General features: G+C 74.1%; 20 protein-coding genes. 9 read left to right on the forward strand and 11 right to left on the reverse strand.

Annotated elements, in window-relative coordinates:
• Positions 1-223 precede the first annotated feature (223 nt).
• Both ABZ887_RS16515 and ABZ887_RS16520 read left to right on the forward strand, forming a co-directional pair.
• Positions 224-451: a chaplin gene (locus ABZ887_RS16515; protein WP_361289112.1), complete on the forward strand. Its 228-nt coding sequence runs from the start codon at positions 224-226 to the stop codon at positions 449-451.
• Positions 452-631: 180 nt separating this feature from the next.
• A complete protein-coding gene (locus tag ABZ887_RS16520; RefSeq protein ID WP_361289115.1) occupies positions 632-1,564 on the forward strand; it encodes a chaplin family protein in 933 nt (310 codons plus the stop codon).
• Positions 1,565-1,612: 48 nt separating this feature from the next.
• Here ABZ887_RS16520 and ABZ887_RS16525 read toward each other — a convergent pair whose 3' ends face one another.
• On the reverse strand, positions 1,613-2,872 hold the full coding sequence (locus ABZ887_RS16525; RefSeq protein ID WP_361289118.1) for an FAD-dependent oxidoreductase: 1,260 nt from the start codon (positions 2,870-2,872) through the stop codon (positions 1,613-1,615).
• Entirely contained in the window at positions 2,872-4,227 is a 1,356-nt protein-coding gene (locus tag ABZ887_RS16530) for an ATP-grasp domain-containing protein (protein ID WP_361289121.1), read from the reverse strand. Before ABZ887_RS16530 ends, ABZ887_RS16525 begins: the two co-directional genes overlap by 1 nt.
• A gap of 161 nt (positions 4,228-4,388) precedes the next feature.
• Between ABZ887_RS16530 and ABZ887_RS16535 the strand changes: the two genes are divergently transcribed.
• Positions 4,389-5,882 (forward strand): glycosyl hydrolase, encoded by a 1,494-nt coding sequence (locus tag ABZ887_RS16535; protein ID WP_361289124.1) that lies wholly within the window; start codon positions 4,389-4,391, stop codon positions 5,880-5,882.
• Here the strand turns inward: ABZ887_RS16535 and ABZ887_RS16540 are convergent.
• The 9 genes from ABZ887_RS16540 to ABZ887_RS16580 form a co-directional block, all read right to left on the reverse strand.
• The gene (locus ABZ887_RS16540) at positions 5,879-7,000 is read right to left on the reverse strand and encodes a GNAT family N-acetyltransferase (protein WP_361289127.1); all 1,122 of its coding nucleotides are present in this window, start codon (positions 6,998-7,000) and stop codon (positions 5,879-5,881) included. The genes ABZ887_RS16535 and ABZ887_RS16540 overlap by 4 nt on opposite strands.
• On the reverse strand, positions 6,997-7,638 hold the full coding sequence (locus ABZ887_RS16545; protein WP_361289130.1) for a lipopolysaccharide biosynthesis protein: 642 nt from the start codon (positions 7,636-7,638) through the stop codon (positions 6,997-6,999). The genes ABZ887_RS16540 and ABZ887_RS16545 overlap by 4 nt, the downstream gene beginning before the upstream one ends.
• The gene (locus tag ABZ887_RS16550) at positions 7,635-8,774 is read right to left on the reverse strand and encodes a glycosyltransferase (protein WP_361289133.1); all 1,140 of its coding nucleotides are present in this window, start codon (positions 8,772-8,774) and stop codon (positions 7,635-7,637) included. The genes ABZ887_RS16545 and ABZ887_RS16550 overlap by 4 nt, the downstream gene beginning before the upstream one ends.
• A gap of 1 nt (position 8,775) precedes the next feature.
• Positions 8,776-9,465, reverse strand: a complete 690-nt coding sequence (locus ABZ887_RS16555) for a polysaccharide deacetylase family protein (protein ID WP_361289323.1) — start codon at positions 9,463-9,465, stop codon at positions 8,776-8,778.
• Between the two features lie 85 nt (positions 9,466-9,550).
• Entirely contained in the window at positions 9,551-11,170 is a 1,620-nt protein-coding gene (locus tag ABZ887_RS16560) for a lipid II flippase MurJ (protein WP_361289136.1), read from the reverse strand.
• A gap of 80 nt (positions 11,171-11,250) precedes the next feature.
• The gene (locus tag ABZ887_RS16565; RefSeq protein ID WP_361289139.1) at positions 11,251-12,546 is read right to left on the reverse strand and encodes an O-antigen ligase family protein; all 1,296 of its coding nucleotides are present in this window, start codon (positions 12,544-12,546) and stop codon (positions 11,251-11,253) included.
• A gap of 2 nt (positions 12,547-12,548) precedes the next feature.
• Positions 12,549-13,970 (reverse strand): exopolysaccharide biosynthesis polyprenyl glycosylphosphotransferase, encoded by a 1,422-nt coding sequence (locus ABZ887_RS16570; RefSeq protein ID WP_361289142.1) that lies wholly within the window; start codon positions 13,968-13,970, stop codon positions 12,549-12,551.
• The gene (locus ABZ887_RS16575) at positions 13,967-15,100 is read right to left on the reverse strand and encodes a glycosyltransferase (protein WP_361289145.1); all 1,134 of its coding nucleotides are present in this window, start codon (positions 15,098-15,100) and stop codon (positions 13,967-13,969) included. The genes ABZ887_RS16570 and ABZ887_RS16575 overlap by 4 nt, the downstream gene beginning before the upstream one ends.
• Positions 15,101-15,157: 57 nt before the next feature.
• Entirely contained in the window at positions 15,158-16,255 is a 1,098-nt protein-coding gene (locus ABZ887_RS16580) for a DUF3344 domain-containing protein (RefSeq protein ID WP_361289148.1), read from the reverse strand.
• Between the two features lie 250 nt (positions 16,256-16,505).
• Here ABZ887_RS16580 and ABZ887_RS16585 point away from each other — a divergent pair, with 250 nt between their 5' ends.
• The 6 genes from ABZ887_RS16585 to ABZ887_RS16610 all read left to right on the forward strand — a co-directional run bounded on the left by ABZ887_RS16585 (position 16,506) and on the right by ABZ887_RS16610 (position 19,968).
• Complete coding sequence (locus ABZ887_RS16585) at positions 16,506-16,745, forward strand: chaplin (protein WP_359222408.1); 240 nt, start codon at positions 16,506-16,508, stop codon at positions 16,743-16,745.
• A gap of 179 nt (positions 16,746-16,924) precedes the next feature.
• Positions 16,925-17,596 carry a hypothetical protein gene (locus ABZ887_RS16590; protein ID WP_361289151.1) on the forward strand — a complete coding sequence of 224 codons (672 nt, stop codon included), beginning with the start codon at positions 16,925-16,927 and terminating at the stop codon, positions 17,594-17,596.
• Between the two features lie 127 nt (positions 17,597-17,723).
• Positions 17,724-18,014, forward strand: coding sequence for a hypothetical protein (locus ABZ887_RS16595; protein ID WP_361289154.1), 291 nt, complete (start codon positions 17,724-17,726; stop codon positions 18,012-18,014).
• A gap of 156 nt (positions 18,015-18,170) precedes the next feature.
• Complete coding sequence (locus ABZ887_RS16600) at positions 18,171-18,671, forward strand: DUF5949 family protein (protein ID WP_361289157.1); 501 nt, start codon at positions 18,171-18,173, stop codon at positions 18,669-18,671.
• Positions 18,671-19,255, forward strand: coding sequence for a vitamin K epoxide reductase family protein (locus ABZ887_RS16605; protein WP_361289160.1), 585 nt, complete (start codon positions 18,671-18,673; stop codon positions 19,253-19,255). The genes ABZ887_RS16600 and ABZ887_RS16605 overlap by 1 nt, the downstream gene beginning before the upstream one ends.
• A gap of 188 nt (positions 19,256-19,443) precedes the next feature.
• Positions 19,444-19,968 carry a hypothetical protein gene (locus ABZ887_RS16610; RefSeq protein ID WP_361289327.1) on the forward strand — a complete coding sequence of 175 codons (525 nt, stop codon included), beginning with the start codon at positions 19,444-19,446 and terminating at the stop codon, positions 19,966-19,968.
• Positions 19,969-20,028: the final 60 nt, after the last annotated feature.

Here is a 20,028-nt window from a genome sequence, read left to right on the forward strand (position 1 = left end):
TTCCCGCTGCCCCTCCGGCGACGCCTTTTAGAAGAACCGTTTCCCCTCTGTTGCGTCAATTCCGTGAGGGCGATCGAGTGAATTACCGGACGGCACGCGTTCCGTAGTTTCCTCGCCGTCTATTCCTCGTTCTACAGCCTGCCGGTCATGGTGCGAGCCGTCCATGCTGTGCTCGCTCGGTTTCGGCCGTCACACGGGCATGACCGCAGAGAAGGGAAAGCTCATGAAGAAGACCGCTGCTGTCATCGCCGGCGCGATCCTGGCCCTGGGCGGCGCCGCCCCGGCCTTCGCGGACTCCGGTGCCCACGGTGCCGCCATCGGCTCCCCGGGTGTCCTCTCGGGCAACGTGATCCAGGTCCCGATCCACATCCCGATCAACGTCTGCGGCAACAGCCTCAACCTCATCGCGGCGCTGAACCCGACGTTCGGCAACACCTGCGTCAACGACTGACGACACCACGCAGCGCACAAGCCCCACCGGCTGCGTCACGGCCGGCCTCGGACCGGCGATCCTTCGCATCCGCGTTCCGAGGCCGGCTTTCCCACTTCTTCAAGCAGGAAGACAACGAGATTGCGACAGACCCTCAGCAGGGGAATGGTCGTGGCCGCCGCTGCGACGAGCATTCTGTCCATGTACGGCACTCCCGCGTTCGCCGAGACGGACGCGACCGGGGCCGCGGGAGGCTCGCCGGGTGTCCTGTCCGGCAACAACGTCCAGGCCCCGGTGAACGTGCCGGTCAACATCTGCGGCAACTCGGTCGACGCCGCAGCCGCGTTGAACCCGGCCTTCGGCAACTCCTGTGCGAACGTGTCCCCTCCGGGAAAGCACGCCCGCACCCACGGGACACCGTACGGCGACTCGGCCTACGGAGACCTGGACCACGGAGACTCGCCCTACGGCAACGCCGGTTACGGGGACACCGGTTACGGAAACACGGGTTACGGCAACTCGGGCTACGACACCCCGGGTTACGGCACCTCCACCCCACCCGGCCCCCGCGAGACCCCCCAGCCCTACGGCCGGACGACCCCGCCCGGGTACGGCCACGAGGCTCCGCCGTCCTACGGCCACGAGACTCCGCCCGCGCACGGAGGCGACAACTCGCCCCCCTGCCATGAGACTCCACCGGGCCACTCGTCCCCACCGGGCCACTCGTCGCCTCCGGGCCACTCGACACCTCCGAGTCACTCGACGCCCCCGGGTGAGGCGACTCCGCCGGAGCACTCGACTCCTCCGAGTCAGCCGACTCCGCCGGAGCACTCGACTCCTCCGAGTCAGCCGACTCCGCCGGAGCACTCGACTCCTCCGAGTCAGTCGACCCCTCCCCAGCAGTCCACCCCGCCGGGGCACTCGACGCCGCCCGGCCAGTCGGGTCCGCCCAGTCAGTCGGCTCCGCCCGGTCAGGCCACTCCGCCCGCCGGTGGTCAGCACCACTGGGCGCCGCCCGCCCTGGCGCACACCGGTGCCGAGGCGATGGTCGCCACCTCGGCGGCCAGTGCCGTGCTGATCGCGGGTGGGACGATCCTCTACCGGCGCGGTCGGACCGGCTCCCGTCGGTCGTAGCGGAGGCGGGTGCCGGACGCCGCGAACGCCCGGCACCCCTCCGTTCCGTCAGCTGCGGACCGGGTCCGGTGCCGCCGACTCCCGGCGCCCCGCCGGGATGCCCCAGCCGGCCGGCCCGGAGCGCAGCCGCCGCCGTACCCCGCGCACCAGCGTGCCCGCGGTGAAGCCGGCGCCGTGCACGAAGCGCATCGCCGGACCGAAGCCCGCGGCCGTGATCAGACCGGCCAGGAACAGCCCGGGGTACGAGGACTCGAAGTCCCGGCCCACCTCCGGTGCCCCGTCGGCCGCCGTCACCAGCGTCGAGCGCAGCTCGCCGGCGAGCAGCCCGAGCCGGTCCCGGGTCGCCCGGAACCCCGTGGCGGCGATGACGTGCTCGGTCTCCAGGGTGGCCGTGCGGCCCCCGGCGCCCGCCATGTCCAGGCGTACCCCGTCCGCCGTCGCCCGGGCCGCCGTCACCTCCCGGTCGAGCAGCACCTCCACCCCGGCCTCCACCCGCTCCCGCACCCACCAGGCACCGGCCGGACCGAGCGCGGTCGCCGCGATCCGCGCCCGGGTCGGCTCCGCGAGCCGCCGGTACAGGCCCGGCCGCTCCGAGTAGAACCAGTTGCGCCAGCCGGGGCCGAGACCGCTGTGCGGGGAGCGGACCGACTGCCACCAGGGGCGCTGCCAGGGCGGCGGCACGTCGTTCCAGAACAGCTGGTCCGCGCGCACCAGCACCCGTACCCGGCTGTCCAGGTCGGCGAGGAGCGCGGCCGTCTCCAGGGCCGCCTGACCGCCGCCGATCACCGTGACGTCCCGGCCCCGGAAGCGGTCGAGGTCGGCGTGGTGGCTGCTGTGCGAGACCTGGTCGGGGGAGAGGCCGCGCAGGGCGGCGGGGATCTCGACGAACGGCAGCACCCCGACGGCGAGGGCGACCGTCCGGCCGCGCAGGACCTCGCCGTCCGCCGTCGTCGCCTCGAAGCCGCCGGCGCCCGGCGCGACGCGGGTGATCATGCGTTCGTCGACGGGCGGGGCGGCGTTGCGGGCGAACCACAGGCCGTACTCGGCGAACATGTCCAGCGGGATCGGCTCCCCGTGCCGGGCCTCCACACCGCGGCCCGCGCAGTAGACGTCCAGCCGCCAACGCGCCTCGGGGTCGGAGAGGTTGGAGGCCCAGGGCTCGGACTTGAGGAACATCCCGCGGGGCATGTTGTCCCGCCAGGAGGCCATCGGGCGGCCGAAGACCCGCACGTTCAGGCCCGCCGCCGCGGCGTGGGACGCGATGGACAGGCCGTACGGGCCCGCGCCCACCACCAGCAGGTCGTACATCAGCAGCTGCTCGCTTTCTCGTCGTCGGACCGGTCGGACCGGTCGGGCTGACCGGAGAGGCCGGGGAGGCCGGAGGCTCCGGGTGCTCCGGGTGCGGCGGGCACACCGGCCACACCGGTGAGTTCCTCGCCCCGGGCGGCGGGCACGGGGGAGTGCGGGGGCGATACCTGCACGGCACCGCCGTCGTGCAGCCGGTCGAGGAGCCGGCCCGCCACGTGCCGGCACCACAGCGCCCACATCGCGAGGCCCGGCCCGCGGTCGTCCGGCGCGGACCAGGCCAGCTCCCGCCCGCGCGGGGCCGGGCGCAGCGCGCTCAGCGGCGCGTAGTTCTCCACCACGAAGGCCCGACCGGCCAGCGGCGCCCCGTCCGGCAGCGGACGGTGGGTCAGGTCCAGGTGCAGCGCGCGTACGACGTCCAGGCCCGCGCTGTCCGTGAAGAGCCGGAACTGGGCGCCCGGACGGGGGTTGAAGTCGAGGAGGTGGTAGCGGCCCGTGGTGCCGCAGCGCCGGAAGTCCAGGTCGAAGATGCCCCGGAAGCCCAGCTCGCCGGTGATCCGCTCGGCCAGTCCCTGGACCTGCGGATTGGGTGTCCACAGGCCGACCGCGGTCAGTCCGGCGCCGCGCGGCCAGGCCCGCTGCTTGCGGCCGGGGCCGCCCGCGCGCACCGTCCCGGTGCGGTCGGCGTAGCCGTGGAAGAACCAGTCGCGGTCCGGGCCCGGCGGCAGGAACTCCTGGAGCAGCAGCGCGCTGCCCGCCTCCCCGCCGCGCAGGAACAGCTCCCGTGCCTCCTGCGCCGAGCGCACCACGACCGTGCTGCGCAGCCCGGACCCGGTCGGCAGCAGCCAGGGCCGACTCCACTTGGCGATCACCGGCAGCCCGAGCCGCCGGGTGGCGGCGGCGGCCTGTTCGGCGCTGTCCGGGACCAGGGTCACCGGGTGCGGGATCCCGGCCGCCGCGCACACCTCGGCCAGCTCGGCCTTGTCGGCGACACGTTCGGGCAGGGCGCCGGGCTGCTGCGGGAGCAGGTAGGCGGGCGTGAGGTCCTCGCGGAGCCGGCCGGCCGCGATGGCGCTCGCGTCGTCCATCGGGATCAGTACCGCCGGGCGGGCGATCCGTGTCGCCACCCGCCGCAGCACGGCCACGATCTCGGCGGGCGACGCGCCCGGCGCCGGCGGCGGATGCAGCTGCCGTACGAAACGGGACTTGCGGACCGGACTTCCGTCGGAGTCGGCGACCACATGGACGTCCACCCCGGCTCTGCCGAGCGAACGCACGGCCCCCAAGGTGCCGTGGTGAAAGGGATTCCGGTCGATCCGCAGCAGAACCGCGGGGACCCGGATGTCTAGCAGCGACACGGACCTTTTCCTTTGCGTCGGTTCACCCGTGCGGGCGTTCGGGGCACCCGAAAGCCGCAACCGCACTGGCGGAATTCATATTGATATGACTGAGTGTCAGTAGCTGGCACTTCCTCAGGGATTCTGCAAACGGACGAGAACTGGTGGAGAAAGGAGCAGGCATGGCCCCACAGCAGCGAAAGCGGCCGAGGTCCCGGTGGTACCGGCCGGTCGTGGTCACGGCGGCCGTCGTCGTCGCCTCGGCGACCCTGGCGACCGGTCCGGGATTCGCCGCGGGTGCGGGGGCGGCGCGGGTCACGGACCCACCGGCTCCGACACCCACGACGAACGTCCCGAGACCCACGACGAACGTCCCGGCACCGACGACGACCGTCCCGGCACCGACGACCACCGTCCCGAGACCCACGGCGAGCGTCCCGGCACCGACACCGGCGGCGAGCCTCCCGAAGCCCGCGACGGCCGTTCCGATGCCCACGACCTCCGTCCCGGCATCGGCGGCACCGCTGCCGGTCCCGGCCGCCCACGGACCGGGCGGCGCCGTGCCGGCCATGGCGGCGCCCCCGGCCTTCGGGGCGTTCCTCGACTCCGGGCCGCTGGGCGTCGCCCGCATGGCCCAGCTGAGCAGCTGGCTCGGCGGCACCGAACTCAAGGTCGCGCACACGTATCTGCCCGGCAACCGCTGGTCGGACATCGAGGGCGCCCCCGGTTTCCTGGACGTCTGGGCGCACTGGCGACGGGAGAGGGCCGAGCGGACCCTCGTCCTCAACGTGCCCATGCAGGAGCGCAACGAGGAGGGCATCGGGGACGACGATGTCCGCGCGCTGCTGCGACAGGGTGCGGCCGGGCAGTTCGATCACCACTTCCGGGCCCTGGCCGAGCGGCTGGTGGACCTGAGGGTGCCGGACACGGTGATCGTGCTCGGCTGGGAGATGAACGGCACTACCTACACCCATCGTTGCGGGCCGGACCCGGAGGCCTGGAAGAAATACTGGAACAGGATCGTCACCACCATGCGGGCGGTGCCGGGCCAGAAATTCCGGTTCGACTTCACGCCGAGCCGGGGTCGCGACGCCGTACCGTGGACGGAGTGTTATCCCGGGGACGACACGGTCGACATCGTCGGTATGGATTCGTACGACCAGCCGACCGGACTTTCCTTCGACCAACAGGTGCGGGAGCCTTACGGACTTCAGCAGCACGTCGATTTCGCGAAGGCCCACGGGAAACCCATTTCCTATCCGGAATGGGGTCTCTTCCGCAACGGTGACAACGCCGAGTACATGCGGCGGATGCTCGCGTGGATGGACGAGCACAAGCCGCTGTACAACACACTGACCGACTACTGCCCGCACGGTGTCTGGCAGTGCTCGGCCAACCCGCTCTCCGCACACGTCTACCGCGCGGTCCTCTTCGGCCGCCCCGACGCCCCGGCACCGACGCCGACAGTGCCCCCAACCCCAACCGCGACCCCGACTCCGAAGCCGGGCATCTCGGCCCCGGCTCCGGCCACGAGCCCGAGTGCGAGCCCGAAGCCGGGCGCCACACCCCCGGCCAACTGCACGCCGATGGACCTGGGCGCCTGGGTCGAGTACTGGCTCGGCGGGAAGCTCTGCATCCGCCTCGACTGGTGGTCGCGCACGCCGGGCACCCCCTAGTCCTGCCGGCGTTCCTTCCATCGGTACCGCACCTCCTTGATCCGCTGCCGGGCGGCGGCGTCGCACAGCGCCGCCGTCAGCAGCGGGGCGGTGCGCCGCCGGGCCAGCAGCAGCCGCTGGTTGACGACCGGCCGGGGCCGCCAGTGGTGTTTGTACGGCTCGTCGCCGCGCAGCAGGCTCAGCGCGCCCCGCTCGCCGGTACCGGTGTGCTGGGTGCAGGCGTCCAGGAGCATCACCGCGACGTCCGCCTTGCGCTCCCGCAGCCGGGGATGCGCCCCGTACAGGTAGCCGCCGGCGAGGCTCGGCGACAGCAGGGTCAGGTCGACGGCGACCACCTCGTCGTCGAGCCGGAACTCGGTGACCACCGCGTCCCCGGACCGCACCATCGGCCCCACCGAGCGCACCAGATGCTCCTGGAACCGGGACTGGAGGTGCTCGGTGGTCACCTTCCGTCCCTGCCACTGCAGCCGGTGCAGATCGAGGAGGCGGCGCAGCGCCGCGTCCACCCCGTCGGGCGGTACGGCGTCCCGGCGCACCCCGAGCGAGCCCAGCTTGCGCAGCTTGGCACGGACCCGCTGCTGGGCCTTGTTCGAGGGCAGCCGGCCGACCAGCTCGTCCATCGACACGGCCGGCAGCTCCAGGCACAGTGAGTCGGACACCTTCCGGCGCGGCCCGTGCCAGCGCTCGTAGACCCGCTCCGCCGCGGCGCCGGGCCGCACCTCGCGGAAGTCGATCAGCGCCGTCCGGGCCGCCTCCGCCAGCTCCCGGGTGAGCGCGCCCGCCACCCGGCCGTCGTCGGCGTCGGCGAGCAGCACGTCCGCGTAGTCCGAGATCGCCCCGCCGAGCGGTACCAGTGCGGGCAGCGGGCGGTGCACCAGCATCAAGGGGGCCGCACCGACCAGTTCACCGCCGTAGCGCACCAGGACGAGGCGGAGCCGGCCGGGGATCCCGTACGAGCGCCACCAGGAGTGCAGCCAGGCGTGGCTCTGGAACGGGGTGGCGGTGCCGCACCGCCGGTAGAGGCGGCCCCAGGCCGGGGCCAGCCCGGCGAAGGCGGCCTCGTCGGTGACGAGTTCGGTGCTGTACGCGGCCAGCGTCGGGTGGGCCGTCGTCGTCACAGCTGTCCGTGTACGTCGGCGGCGACGGCCGGACCGGGCACCGAGGCCTGCACGGCAGTGTCTTCCGGGCGGCGCCGGGGGCGGACAAGGAGCACCAGGCCGCCCAGCAGCCCGCCCGCGCTCGCGCCCACCAGACCGGTCACCTTCGGGGACGCCGAGGCGGGCGCGGCCGGCTTCAACGCCCGGGAGAACTGGAGGAGTTCGACGTTCGTGTCGCCCTTGGTTTCGTTGGCGTGCCGGATGAGCGAGCGGGCCACCGCGTTCGCCATGTCGGTGGCCTGGAGGGCGTGCGGCGAGGTGGCCGAGACGGCGATCATCGGCGCGTCCGGCGAGGTCTCCGTCTGCACGCTGTTCTGCAGCGTCCTCACCGGTACCCCGGCCCACATCTGCGCGTCGTCGAGCACCGCGAGCTGGGTGGCGACCCGGCCGTAGGCCTGCGCGAACCCCTGCGCGGAGGCGGTGTCGGTCTTGTCGGCGGGCACGGCGACGACATAGCTGGTCGCCGAGTAGCTGCGCGGCGTCAGCACGCCGTAGGCGCCGCCCAGCAGCCCGCCCGCGATGACCCCGGCCGCCAGCAGCGACCAGGGCGGGACCGCGCGGGCGAACGGGCGCGGCGCTCGGATGGGGTTCTCGGTCATGGCGTACTGGCTCCCTGGGGTGTGGTGGCGAGTGCGGCCGCGTAGACGTCCATGAGCTGGGCGGCGCTGCGGGTGATGCAGTAGTGACGGGCGGCGTCCGGTGCGCCGCGCGGGCCGGGTCCGGCGGCGCGGGCGGCGGCCAGCGCCCCGGCGTAGGCGTCCGCACCGCCCTCGACGCGGCGGGCGCCCGGGGCGGCGGCGGGCGGCAGGTCCTCGATCGCCGGGCAGGAGCTGTAGAGCACGGGCAGCCCGGCGGCCAGCGCCTCGACGACCGCGAGCCCGAACGCCTCCTCGGTGCAGGGTGAGGCGAACACGTCCATGGCGGCGGTGAGGGCGGGCAGGTCGGGGTCCTGGTCGCTGTCTGAGGCGTAGGGCCGCTCACCGGCGAACAGCACCCGGTCGGCGACCCCGGCGTCCCGGGCGGTGCGCCGCAGTGCGTCCTCCTCCGGGCCGCCGCCCACCAGCAGCAGCCGCGAGTCGGAGGGCAGTCGGGCCAGAGCCTCGATCAGGACGCCGAACCGTTTGCCGGGCGCGAGCCGTCCGACGGCACCGACGACCCACGCGTCCCCCGGGATGCCGAGGCGGTCGCGGACGCGCTGCCGCCGGGCGGGGTCGAAGCGGAACCGCTCCATGTCGATGCCGTTGGGGACGACCTCGATCCGCGGCCCCGGCACCCCCCACCGGCGCAGCCGCTCGGCGACGGTCGGCGAGACGGCCACCGTGGACCGCCCGAGCCGCTCACCGGCCAGGTACAACGCCCTTACCCCCGAGGTCAGTTCACGTCCCTCCAGCTGCGAGTCGCCGAGCGAGTGCTCGGTGGCGACGACGGCCCGGACCCCCGCGAGGCGCGCGGCGATCCGGCCGTAGAGGCAGGCCCGGTAGAGGTGGGTGTGGACGAGGTCGTAGCGGCCCCGGCGGATCAGCCGGACTAGCCGCGGCAGCGCGGACAGGTCCCGGTTCCCGGCCATCCCGAGGTGGACCACCCGCACCCCGTCCGCGGCCAGCCCGTCCGCGACCGACCCCGGGTTGGTGAGCGTGACGACGTCGCAGGAGACCGGCAGGTGCCGCAGCAGCAGCCGCAGTTGCTGCTCCGCACCGCCGACCCCGAGGCCCGTGATGACGTGGAGGGCCTTCATCTCACAGCCCCTCGACGGGACGGCGGCGCAGCCGGTGCAGCCGGTACTTCAGGAAGAGGCGCGGGGCGTTGTCGTTCTGCCCGACGTGCACGCGGGGCAGGGCGTGCGGCCCGTTCAGCGGCCCGGGGTCGATGGCGCAGGCGTACCCGTACCCGGCGTCCCGTACGGCGTCGACGGCCCGCTGGTCGACGGTGCCGTAGGGGTAGCAGAAGCCGCCGACGGGGGCCTGGACCAGCTCCTCCAACTGCGCCCGGCTGTCGGCTACCTCGGCCCGCAAGGTCGTCTCGTCGGCCTTCGTCAGGTCGACGTGGGTGAGCCCGTGCGAACCGATCTCCACACCGCCCCTGGCCGCCCGCCGGATGCCGTCGGCGGTGAGCAGCGGCTTGCGCGGGCCCAGCGGGTCCCAGGCGTTGTCGCCGCCGAGCCGCCCCGGCAGCACGAAGAGGGTGGCGCCGCAGCCCCAGCGGTCGAGGACGGGCAGCGCGTGGTCGAGGAAGTCGGCGTACCCGTCGTCGAAGGTCAGCCCCACCAGCCGGCGCCCCTCGCCGCGGGCCCGGGCGGCGAGCAGTTCGGCGACCGACACCCCGCGCAGCCCCCGCCGGCGCAGCCAGCCCAGCTGTCTCTCCAGGCGCTCGGGGGTGACGGTGATGCGGTACGGATCGTCGGAACAGTCGCCCACGGAGTGGTACATGGCGACCCAGGGGACGGGGCCGGTGACGTGTCCGGCCTTCTCGGCCTTCTCGCCGGACTCGGTGGACTCGGTGGACTTGGTGGACTCAATGGAAGACGGCATGCGCGAGCCTTCGGGTGACGGTGGCTACGGAACGGAGTGCGGGTGCGAAGCCCTGGGCGTCCAGGGCCCAGCCGAGCAGGACGAAGACGACGGTGACGGCCGTGGCACCGGCGGCCAGACCGGCGAACGGGTCCGCCGGACGCGCGGCGACGAAGATCCCGACGGCCGCCGCGACCACGGCCGCCCGCACCGGCCGGCTCAGCTCGACCAGCACCCGCCGGGTGCGGATCGGGACGCTGCGCGGGCCCATGCCGGCCAGCAGGAACACGGCGGTGGCGGTGATGCCGGTGGCGTTGGCGGCGGCGATGCCGGTGACGCCGTACGGGCCCACGGTCAGGGCGCCGATCCAGGAGGTCACCACGATCCCGGCGGCCATGGCGCCCACCGGGTACCAGGTGGCGCGGCCCGCCGAGAAGTAGGAGCGGACCAGCACGCCGACCAGGGTCTGCCCGAGCAGCCCGAGCGCGTAGACCCGCATCACCCCGGCCGTGGCGGCGGTGTCCGCGGCGGTGAACGCCCCGCGCTGGAACAGCAGTCGGATGAGCTGGGGCGCACAGGCCACGACCACGGCGGTGCCGAGCAGCACCACGCTCGCGGCCACCGAGAGATCCCGCTCCACCCGGCTCCGGGCCCGCTCGGTGTCGCCCTCGGCCAGCGCCCGGGCCACCACCGGGAAGGTGACCGTGCACAGCATCATCGACATCGTCATCGGGATCTGCGCGACCTTCTGCGCGTAGTTCAGGTGCGAGATGGCCCCGGAGTGCAGGTGCGAGGCGAGGAACCGCTCGATCAGCACCTGCGACTGCCGGCACAGCGCGAACAGCAGCACGGTGGCCATCAGCGCCACGTTCAGCGGCCGTTCCTCGGCGACGGCCGCGCTCTCCCGCGTCTTCGGCCGGTGCCGCAGCCGCCGCAGCAGCGCGGGCAGCTGCACGACGACCATCAGGGCGCCCCCGGCCGCCACCCCGAACGCGGCCGACCGGACGCCCCAGCGGCCGCCGAGCGCGAACATCGCCACGATGATGCCGGCGTTGTAGGCGACGTAGATCGCGGCCGGCGCGAGGAAGCTCCGGTGCGCGCGCAGGGCGGCGCTGCAGTACCCGGCCAGCCCGAAGGTCAGCACACAGGTGGCGGTGAGCCGGGTGCAGCCGACGGCGAGCGCGGGATCGCGCAGACCGGGCGCGAGCACCTCGACGAGCTGCGGGGCACCGCCGATGAGCAGGGCGCCGACGGCGGCGAAGGCGAGGCTCAGCCTGGGCAGCGTCCCGGCGACGAGGGCCCGTACGGGGTCGCCGGGCGCCCCCTGCGCCCTGCGCGCGAGGGCCATGCTGAACGCGGGAACGAGCGCGAAGGCCAACCCGTCCTCGATGAGCAGCGTCGCGGCGAACTCGGGAACGGTCCACGCGACGAGAAACGCATCGGTGTCCCGCCCGGCCCCGAAGAGCCGCGCGAGGGACTGATCCCGGATGAGCCCGAGCAGTGCCCCCGCCACGGAGAAGACGGCGGTGACGAGAGCGGCCTTGGCGAGGACTCCACGAGTGGGGGGTGCCCCTTCGACTCCGGCGCCGGCAGTGTCCTGTCTGGGGGCGCGGGGCTGTGACATGTGCGGCTCCGCCGCGTGGCCGCGATCAGCCCCCACCGACCCGGAGTCGACATCCGGCCCTTCCACCCCCGGCGCCGCAGTCATCCCGCACGCTCCGCCCCCACCAACGCCCACCACGCCACCACCCCGAACACCACCGCCGTGAGCACGGTCGACGGCCCCCCGATGTCGCCGTACGCGAAGTCGACGAGCTGCCAGATCAGCAATCCGCACCCCACCAGCGCACAGTCGAGGCCGTCACCGCCCCGCACCCGCCACAGCCCCCGCAGCCCGCACGCCAGCAGCGCCAGCCAGCTGCCCGCCAGCGCCAGCAGACCGAGCAGCCCCTGCTCGCTGAGCACCAGCAGATACATGTCGTGCGGAGACAGCAGCGGCTGCTTCCGGTACGCGGTCCCCGCGCCCTCCGTGTCGCTCCCGGACGACAGCGCCAGCGAGGCGTGCGCGTCCCGGTACGCCGGGAAGTTCTTCAGGCCGACGCCGGTCACCGGGTGCTCCCGCCAGATCCCCGTCGCCGCCGCCCACAGCGTGTACCGGTCGACCACCGACTGGTCCGGCGCGTCCGTGACCTGCCCGATGCTGCTGATCCGCTCCTGCAGCATCGCCGTACCGACCCCGAAGCCGCCCACCAGCACCACACCGGCCGCGGCCGCGACCGCCGCCACCTTCAGCGCCCGCCGCAGCCCGGCCAGGACGAGCTGCACACCGCAGGTCAGGACGGTCGCGATCCAGGCGCCCCGGCTGAAGGACACGGCCAGCGGCAGCAGCAGCCCGAGCGCGCACGCGCCCGCCGCCACCCGCTGCCGTACCGGCGCCCGCCCGAGCGTCAGCCCGAGCGCGCACACGAGGCCGAAGGACACCACCGTCGCCATGCCCATCACGTCCTGCGGCCCGAACGTGCCGACCGCGCGGATCTCCTCGCCCTGGTACGACGCCCCGGTCCCGGTGACGTACTGGTGCACCCCGACCGCGCCCTGCCAGACCGCGAGCCCCACGAACGACCAGGCGAGGAGCCGGAAGTCGGCGCGGTCCCGGACCAGCAGCACGACGGCGGCGGGGACCAGGACGAACACCTGGAGGTAGCGGCCGAGGCCGGTCAGCCCGGCGCCCGGCGAGGCCGCGCCCATCGCGGCGACGGCCAGCCCCACGACCGGCATGCCGAGCACCGCCACGGCGGTGGCGGACAGCGGTCGCCGCCGCGCCCGCAGCGTGCGCAGCGCGGCGTACAGCACCACAAGGGCGGACACCGCGTCGGCGGGCCCCGCGCCGCCCTCCCCGCCGCCCGGGGCGAGCGGCAGTGCGAGGACCGCGAGGACCGCGACCGCGGCCAGCACCGGCGGCAGCCGCAGCGGCCTGGCCGGTGACAGTGCGAAGCTCATCCTCAGCTCCCCGTCGAGCGCACGAGCGAGGCCGCGGTGCGCAGCAGGATGCAGACGTCCTGCCACAGCGACCAGTTGTCGATGTAGGCGTTGTCGAAGCGGGCCCGGTCCTCGATGGAGGTGTCGCCGCGCAGCCCGTGGATCTGGGCGAGCCCGGTGATGCCGGTCTGCATGCGGTGGCGGGCCGCGTAGCCCGGGTAGGCCTGGCTGAACTGGCCGACGAAGTACGGTCGTTCGGGGCGCGGGCCGACCAGGCTCATGTCGCCCCAGAGCACGTTCCACAGCTGGAGCAGCTCGTCGAGCGAGGTCTGGCGCAGGAAGCGGCAGAAGCGGCTCATCTGGACCTCGCCGGCCACGCTCCACCGGGTGGCGGCCTCGTGCTCGTCGACCGGGCGGTGGGTGCGCAGCTTCAGCAGGGTGAAGGGGCGGCCGCCCTTGCCGATGCGCTCCTGCCGGAAGACGACGCCGGGTCCGTCGGTGAGGCGGAGCACCGCCGCGCACACCAGCAGCAGCGGGCCGGCCAGCACCAGTGCCGCTCCGGAGACGGCGATGTCGAGGATCCGCTTGCCGACGGTGCCGCGCCGCCGCGAGCCCATCTCCAGGCGGCGGCAGGAGAACCCGGCGAGCTGGTCGCGCATCTCGTACGCCGGTGAGTCCGCGTCGACCTCCCACACCACGCAGCCCGACTCGGCCAGCGCCCGCAGCAGCGGGCCCTGTTCGGTGCGGACGGCGGGGTGGACGGTGAGGACGGCCCGGACCCCGTTCTGGATGAGGGCCCGCTCGACCTCCTCGCCGGTGGTCAGCACGGGCAGGCCCTCGGGGCCCTCGGGGTGGTCGGCGACGACGCCCACCGGGCGCACCCCGCAGCCGGGGTGGCGCAGCACGGCGGCGGCGACCCGCTGGGCGGTGGCGGCCGGGCCGACGACCAGGGCGGCGCGCGGCCGGCGCAGCAGGGCGAGGCGCCGCCGCCAGTGCACCAGGCCGCGGCCGGCGGCGGCCGTCGCCGCGTGCAGGGCGAAGCCGAGCAGCAGGGCGCGGCCGGTCAGCGCCCGGTCCGGGTCCCAGGCGGCGACGGCCGCGGCCAGGCCCAGCCAGACGACGGCGATCCGGCCGCAGACGACGGGGAGTTCGTCGAGGATCCCGGTCATCCGCCGGATGGTCTGCGGGCGCAGCAGTATCGCGCCGGCCAGCAGCAGGCCGACCAGGACGGGCCGGTGGACGGTCTCGTCGAGCACGGCCGCGCCGAGCAGCGCGGCGCACAGGTCGGCGGCGAGCAGCGGCATCGGGGAGGCGGGCCGCGCGGGCGGCCGCCGCAGCGGGAACCGGAAGCCGCCGGCCGTGCGCGGCGGCAGGACCGAGACAGGCGCGAGTCCGTGGTCCCGGGGCTGCGGCCCGGGGGAGGGGACGGTGCTTTCCGCGGTCACGAGTGGATGGACTCCCTGCACTCGAAGGACACCAGCGGCCGCCCGCCGAGGAGTTCGCGGTACAGCTCCGCGACCGCCTCCGCCGTGCGCCGCACATCGTGCGTGGACAGGACGTGCCGGCGCCCCTGGCCGCCGAGCGACGCGCGCAGCTCCGGGTCCAGGAGCAGCGCGGCGACGGCCCCGGCGAGCGCGCCCGGCCGCCCCGGCGGGACCAGGCAGTGCGCCGCGTGGCCGGGCGGCAGGCTCTCGCGGGCGCCGTCGACATCGGTGACCAGCACCGGCCGCCCGCAGGCCAGCGCCTCCAGCGGGGCCAGGGCCATGCCCTCCCAGCGGGAGGGCAGCACCACCAGGTCGGCGGCCCGGTACCAGGGGCGGACGTCCGTGACGGCGCCCGCGAACTCGACCGAGGCGGGGGCGAGCCGGCGCAGCGCGGCCTCGTCGGGCCCGTCGCCGACCAGGGCCAGCCGGGCGTCCGGTACCCGGCGCAGTACCTCGGGCCAGGCCCGCAGCAGCACGTCCTGGCCCTTCTGCCGGCACAGCCGCCCGACACAGACGACCAGGGGAGCCGCTGCGGGGCGGTTGCCCGGGGTGAAGTGCCCGGTGTCGATGCCGTTCGGTACGACGGTGTAGCGGGCGCGGATTCCGGCACGTACGCCGGTCGCGCGCTCGGCCTCGCTGACGCACACCACCCGGTGCGCCCAGCGCGCGCCCCACCGTTCCCACCGCAGTGCCAGCGCGGCGGTGGCACCGCCGACCGCCTCGAAGGACCAGGCGTGCGGCTGGAACAGGGTCGGGACGCGGCCGCGTACGGCGAGCCGGCCGGCGAGCCCCGCCTTCGCGCTGTGCGCGTGCACCAGTGCGGGCCGTACCTCGTCGAGCAGCCGGGTGAGGCGTCGGACCTCGTCCGGGAGACCGGCGCCCGGGGAGCGGTCGGCGCGCCACCCGCGCACCTCGGCGCCCAGGGCCCGCGCGCCTTCGGCCAGTTCTCCGCCGGGGCAGGCCACCGTGACCCGCAGACCGGCCGTGAGCTGGGCCTTCGTCAGGTCCAGGACGACCCGGGCCACTCCGCCCCCGACGGGTTGCGTCAGATGGAGGACCCGCGGCCGAGGGTCGGTTGCTGATCGGTGCATACGCGGATTTCCTCGCTCACGGGGGGCGCTCGGGACTGCGGGCCGGAACGCGCCGCACTACGGCGCGTCCACAGCGGCGAAGAGCGCGCCCGCCCACGCCGCGTCGCGCTGGGAAACGAGCCTGAAGGTCAGCTGGTCACCGCCCTGGGCGAGACCAGTACCTAGATCGAACACATCCGAGTCGTAGCCGAGCGTGTTGACGTACGCGGGCTCACGCCGGGCGCGTACCGGGCCGGGTTCGTTGATCGTGGAGTTGAGTACGTCGTCGGCCGGGTCCGCGGAGTCCTGGAGGGGGACGGGTGCGTGGCCGGCGGTGGTGTAGGTGAGCGAGTCGCCGGTACCGCCCCGGTCGCCGTTGTAGGCCACCAGACCCACCTGACCTCCGGCGCCACGCGGGGCGTGTAGCCCGTTCAGCCGAATCTCGGCCGGTCGGTCCAGCGTGTCGAAGCCGTCCTGGAGGGAGAGCGTGCGCCGCGGTTGCGCCGGGTCCTCGTACGCCACGACCAGCGTCCAGCCGCCCCAGGCGCCGGACCGGGACTTCCCCATCGCCACGTTCACCTGGCCGACCGTCCACAGCCCGGAGCCGCTCGACCGGACCAGGCGGGTGACGTCGGCCGAGGCCTGGAAGGCGTCCGCGCCGCCGGCCACCCGGTGGCCCACCACGGTGTCGGCGAGCAACTCCTTGTAGGAGCCGCCGGGTTCGGCGATCAGCACCCGCCCGTCGTCCCGCGCCGGTTTCTGCTCGCCGGCCAGCAGGTTGCCGCCCCAGTACAGCCGCGCGTACGTCACCCGGGAGCCCGCCGGCAGCCGGAGCTCGGCGCGGGAGGAGTTGTAGGTGTCGGGGTCGCTGTCGACGTCGACGTAGAACATGTCGAAGTTCCCGTTCACCGCCGGGACTTGGCCCTCCCGGGCGGCCGGGCAGGGCGGCTCGGCCGGGACGGTGGCCTTGGTGCGGCAGCTGACGGACGTGTTGGCCGCGCGGGCGAAACCGCCGTGCTGTACCGCGTGGTAGCGCTCGGCGAACGGGATGCGCGCGGACTCCGGGGCGGGCGGGGCGGTCGCCCGGGCGGCGGTGCCCGGTGCCCAGATCGCGGCGAGGGCGAGTGCGCCGACCGACGCGCGGCGCAGCAGCGGCGGGCCGAGAGGATTGCGCATGACCGGCTTCGCCCTTTCGGGGAGTGGGAGAAAGAGTGCGATGTGATGGCAATACGGGCAAGTCGGGAGATGCGCAACTCTAGTCTCTATCCGTAATAATCCGGCGAAACCGGTCAAGTGTGTCGGATTGGTGAAGGAGGGCTCCGTGGAGATCACTCCTTTGGCGGCACAACCCGGGCCGGTGCCACGCGTTGACACAGCGCTGGGCATCCGCCCGGATGTTTGTTTCGACCCCAAGGAGCATCTCTCCATGTCGCGTATCGCGAAGGGCCTGGTCCTGTCCACCGCCGCCGTCGCGGCCGTCGCCGGCGGCGCCGGTGTGGCTGCCGCCGACAGCGGCGCGAACGGCGTCGCCGCGCACTCCCCGGGCGTGCTGTCCGGCAACGTGATCCAGGTTCCGATCCACGTGCCGATCAACGTCTGCGGAAACACGATCAACGTGATCGGCCTGCTGAACCCCGCGTTCGGCAACACCTGCGTCAACGACTGACGCAGGGGCTGTTCCCTTTCGGCCGGCCGCCCGCCCGCGCACCCCGCGGACGGGCGGCCGGCCTGCGTCCGTACGGGCGTTCCCCGGACGGGCGGCGGTGCGCGGACGAGCGGTTGCGGGCCATCACAGGTGATTTCACGGTGGGCAGCAGGATCCGACGCACACCGAAAGGAACACCCATGCGCGCTCTGCCCGCACGGCGTCTCGCGTCCACCGCGCTCTGCGCCGCCCTTCTGGCCGGGGTCACCGGCCCGGCGGCCGTGGCCGCCGACCCGGCCCGCGAGCGCACCCGTGCGATGTCGCAGGCGCCCGTCCCCGGGGCTGACGCGCTCCTCGGCCGGACCAGGTCGCTCGGCGGCCTCGCCGCCGTGCTCAAGCCGGTCACCGACCTGCTCGCCGCCGCCCTCGAGGCGGACAACGGCCAGTTGGCCCCCGACCGGGCCACCCGGCTCGCCGACGCGGCCAGGACGGCGATCGCCCGGCTCACCGCGGCGGCCCCGGCCCCCGCCCTGCCCTCGACCCCGGCGCTGCCGAGCGCCCCGGCGCTGTCGGCCGCGGCCGCCGCCGCGGCGGCGGCCCAGGCCAAGGGGCTCGGCGACGCCCCCGCGGCCAAGGACCTGGCCGGGGACGCCCTGAAGGCCCTGCAGACCGCGGTCGACAACCTGGTCAAGGCCGTCACCTCCGGCGACGCCGGCCAGGTCGCCCCCGCCGTCACCGCCGTCCTGACCGGCCTGGTCGACTACCTCGCCGCGCTCCTGCTCGGCGGCGGCCTGCCCGCACCCGACCTCGCCGGCCTCCCCGCGCTGCCCGGCCTCGCGGCGACCACGCCGCTGTCGCTGCCTCCGTCCTGACCGGGTCCTCCGAGCAGGCCTTTTCAGGACTTTGATCTCATATGTCTTCCGTGCACGGGGTTTCCGGCCCGCCAGGACATCGTTAGGCACGCCGAAAGTCGCCGAAGGAAGGAAAGGAAGGAACACGATGAAGTCCCTGAAGGCCGTCGCCGTCGTTGCCGGTTCCGTGGCTCTCGCCGGCGTCGCCGCGCCCGCGTTCGCCTACAACACCGCCGACCTCACCCCCACCAGCCTCAACGGCGCCGTGAACACGCTGACCAAGGGCCCCCTGGACCTGGACCAGGCGATGCCGCTGCAGCACCAGTCGAACGCGCTCGACACCGAGAACAAGAACTCCGTGCTCAGCACGGTCAAGGGCGCGGCCGGCAGCCTCAACCAGCACAACCCGCTGCTGGGCGGACTGCCCCTGCAGGGCTGAGCGACGCCGACCGGGGATCTCCGGCGGCCGTCCGAGGGACACCGTTCGAGTGATATCGAGGGGTGTCCCTCGTTCGTGTGGCGGAGCCCCGCGGGCGTCCGCCGGTCGGGTGAGCGGACGCCCGGCCGCCCGGCGGCCCGGCGATACGGTCGCGCGGTGACCTCAACCCCAAGCGAGACCCGCCCCTTCCGCGTCGCCGACCTCGGCACCCTCGTCGTGCTGGCCTGGAGCGGCGAGGCGCCCGACGGCAGCGACATGCCGTACCTGCTGGCCTACTCCCTCGGCGACGCCGAAGGCGGCCCGGAGGCCACCTCGGCCGCGGTCGAGGCGCTGCTCGCCAACAACGGGCTGCCGGTCGGCGGCGACGTCGTCGACGGCACCGCCCGGCCCAGCCTGCCCGTCACCCTGCTTGTCGAGGCCGGCCAGGCCGTCCTCAACCTGGCCCCCCTCAACGCCCAGTGCCCCGCGCCCGCCGAGTGGCTCGCCGCGGTCGGCGCACGCGGCTACGCCTACCTGGTGTTCACCACCCGCCCGTGGCCCGAGGGTGAGCCCGGCAAACCCGTCACCCCCGAGGCGCTGAGGGACTTCGCCGGGGCCGAGGAGACCCTGACGGCCGCCGCGCACGTCGTGCTGCCGGCCCGCAGGCTGCGCGGCTGATGGTCAGGGCCGCGGGTGCCGGGCGGGGGTTCGCGCTGCTGACGGTGATCGTGGGGGCGGCCGGGCTGCTGGCCTCCTGGGTCATCACCCTGGACAAGTTCAAGCTCCTGGAGAACCCGCACTTCGTGCCCGGGTGCAGCCTCAACCCGGTGGTGTCCTGCGGCAGCGTGATGAAGAGCGACCAGGCCTCGGCGTTCGGGTTCCCCAACCCGATGCTGGGCCTGGTGGCCTACGGCATCGTGATCTGCGCCGGCATGGGCCTGCTGGCCGGCGCCCGGTTTCCCGCCTGGTACTGGCTGACCTTCGACGCCGGCTGCCTGTTCGGCGTCGGCTTCGTGTCCTGGCTGCAGTTCGAGTCGCTGTACCGGATCAACGCGCTGTGCCTGTGGTGCTGCCTGGCCTGGGTCGCCACCATCCTCCTGTTCTGGTACGTCACCTCGCACGTCGTACGCCGGGGGTTCCTGCCCGCGCCGCAGTGGCTGCGCGCGTTCCTCGGCGAGTTCACCTGGGTGCTCCCGCTGCTGCACATCGGGATCGTCGGCATGCTGGTCCTGACCCGCTGGTGGGACTTCTGGACGAGCTGACCAGCCGACTTCCGGACGAGCCGACTTCAGGACCAGCCGACTTCCGGACGAGCGGATGAGTGACGAACCGATGAGTGACCAGCCGACAAATGCTGCACCCGGGCGAATTGTGAACTGATGCCGTTTTCAGGCTCGTTACCCGGTACGGACGTCGCTCCCCCCGCATCCTGAAAGGGCCCGTGCCTGAGATGAAGCCGACCACCCGAGGAACCCTTGCCGCCGCAGTGACGGGAGTCGCGGCCGCCGTGGCAGCCGTGGGCGCCGCCGCCGTGCCCGCCGCGGCGGCCGGTACGGTCCCCGTCCCCGTGCCGTTGGACGGCGTCGAGAAGTCCCTCAACACGGAGGTGCCCAGGCTCGGCATGGAGCTGCCGCTGCTGATGCCCGGCGCCCCCGACGGGCCGCGCTACGTCGAGGGCCGGCTGCTCCCGGACCGCGCCCTGCCCCAGCTGCCGATCAGCGGCGGACTGCCCGGCCTCGGCCTGCGCGCCCCACTCCCGCACGTCCTCGGCGACGACTTCGACCACGTCGGCGTCGACGCCCCCGCCGGCGACCTGCGCACCCTCGCCCCCGGCCTGTCGGTGGAGGCCCCGCTCACCGCGCCCGACCCGAAGAACTTCGGCCTGCCCGGCCTGCAGCTCCCCAGGGCGGGTGTGCTCGCCCCGGTCGTCCAGACCGTCGCCGGCGGCGACCTGGGCGCCGGCCCCGGTCTGTAACTCCCCTCGCGGGACGGCCGTTTCGGCCCGCCCGTGCACCGGATGGCGGCCCGGCGGTGA

It is taken from the genome of Streptomyces sp. NPDC047061 (assembly GCF_040643955.1).
Lineage (GTDB): Bacteria > Actinomycetota > Actinomycetes > Streptomycetales > Streptomycetaceae > Streptomyces.